Origin of the sequence: Actinotalea ferrariae CF5-4, from assembly GCF_000603945.1 — a bacterium.
Taxonomy (GTDB): domain Bacteria; phylum Actinomycetota; class Actinomycetes; order Actinomycetales; family Cellulomonadaceae; genus Actinotalea; species Actinotalea ferrariae.
In genome coordinates this window covers 1-2,067 of record NZ_AXCW01000413.1, presented here as the reverse complement: position 1 = coordinate 2,067, position 2,067 = coordinate 1, and the positions used below count along the sequence as shown (strand labels likewise).

Annotated in this window: 2 protein-coding genes; both read right to left on the bottom strand. The window is 74.9% G+C overall.

The genetic code is table 11. The features are described 5' to 3' along the window. Positions 1–225, bottom strand: a 225-nt coding sequence (locus N866_RS18365) for a Mur ligase domain-containing protein (RefSeq protein WP_245612665.1), incomplete at its 3' end; no start/stop codon positions are given. A gap of 41 nt (positions 226–266) precedes the next feature. After that, positions 267–2,067, bottom strand: a 1,801-nt coding sequence (locus N866_RS18360; RefSeq protein ID WP_245612664.1) for a peptidoglycan D,D-transpeptidase FtsI family protein, incomplete at its 5' end; no start/stop codon positions are given.

The window sequence follows — 2,067 nt, the reverse complement described above, 5'->3', positions numbered from 1 at the left end:
GCCGGCCGCTGCGGCGGCGGCCGCGAAGTCGGCGCCGTGCGCGTGCGCCCCGGGCAGCGCCGCGAACAGGTCCCCCGGCTCGACGTCGGCCGAACCGACCGCGACGCCGGTGAGGACGACGTCGGCCCGCTCGGCCGGGACGGGGACGCCGAGCTCCGCCGCGAGGTCGCCGAGGTGACGTGCGGGGCGTTGCCGGGGCCGCATCCGACCGTGGGGGGACGTCACGGCCCCGAATGTACCGTCCGGCGCCGGAGCCGCCACGCCGGTCACTCCCAGGTGGTCGGGAGCAGCTCCGGCGTCGTGCCGGTGGGCGGGACGCCGAGGTGCTGGAGCGTGAACGACGTCACGTCGCGGAAGACCGGGGCGGCCACCACACCGCCGTAGATCTCGGTCTTCGGGGAGTAGAGGACGACGTTCACGGCGATCCGCGGGTCGTCGACCGGGGCGACGCCGATGAACGACGCGACGTACTTGATGACGCCGCCGCCCTCGAAGGCCTGGGCCGTGCCGGTCTTGCCGCCGACGCGGTACCCCGGGACGGCGCCGTTGCCACCGGTGCCCTCGACCACGGCGGTCTCGAGCATCTGCATCATCGTGGCGGCCGTCTCCGGGCTGATCACGCGCTCCGGCTCCTCGAGCTCCGCCGGGACGAGCCGGCCGTCGGGGCCGGTGGTGCCCTCGACGAGGTGGGGCTGGACCCGGACGCCGCCGTTCGCGATCGTCGCGAAGACCTGGGTGTTCTGGAGCACCGTCGAGCTGACCGCCTGGCCGAAGAGCACCGCGTACTTCGACCGACCGTCCCACGTGTCCGCCGGCCAGAGGATCCCGCCGGACTCCCCGGGCAGGCCGACGCCGGTGGGCTCGCCGAAGCCGAACTTGCGCAGGTAGTCGTGCCGGACCTGCTCGGGCAGGGCCTCCCCCGCCATGATCGTGCCGGTGTTGGAGGACTCGGCGAACACCCCGGCGAGCGTGAGCTGGAGCGTCGGGTGCTCGTTGGAGTCCTTGAACGTCTGCCCGTTGGGCGTCGTGTACTGGTAGGGCACCGTGTACCGGGACGCCGGCGTCGCCGCACCCGTCTCGAGGACCGCGGCCATCGAGATCACCTTGGCGGTCGAGCCGGGCTCGTACACCGCCTCGATGGACCGGCTGCCGCGGTCCCGGGCGGGCGTGGCACCCGGGTCGTTGGGGTCGACCGCGCCGGAGTCGACCAGCGCCAGGATCTCCCCGGTGCGGACGTCCACGACCTGCACCGCCCCCCACTCGGCACCGGTCTCGGCCACCTTGGCGTCCAGCGCCCGCTGCGCCATGAACTGGACGTCCCGGTCGATGGTGAGCTGGACGTCGCGGCCCGGCACCGCCGGGATGCTCTCCTGCTCCCGGCCGGGGATGCGCTGCCCCCGGGCCCCCTGCTCGTAGGTGAGCTGGCCCGGCGTGCCGGCGAGCACCTCGTCGTACACCTGCTCGATCCCCGCCTGGCCGAAGCCCTCCGCACCGACGAACCCGACGAGGTTCCCCGCGGTGTTGCCGGCCGGGTAGGTGCGGTCGGTCGCGCGCTCACCCGTGATGCCCGGGATCCGCAGCTCCCGGACCTGGTCGTAGACCTCGGGGACGACGCCCTTGGCGAGGTAGACGAACTGGCGCTTCTCCTCCCCGCCCCACAGGTCCGCGCCGAGCTCCGCGGCCGGCACCCCGAGGACCGGCCCGAGACGCGCCGCCTCGGCCGCGACCTCCTCGGGCGTGCCGAGGGCCTCGACGAGCTGGGCCTGGTTGACCACGACGTTCCACCGCTCGACGGACGTGGCGAGCGCCACGCCGTTCCGGTCGAGGATGCGGCCCCGCTCGCCGGGGATCTCCTGCGTGTACAGCCGCAGCGCGGAGTGCTCCGCCGCGAGCGCCGGACCGGCGACGACCTGCATGTGCACGAGCCGTCCCGCGAGGATCGCCAGGAGGACGAGGACGAGGCCGAGGGCCAGCCGCTGCCGGCCGGGCGGCGTCCCCGTCCGCGGCGGCGGGAGGACGCCCGCCGAGGGTGGCGTCGTGCCGACGACGGCCGTCGCGCCGCGGGCG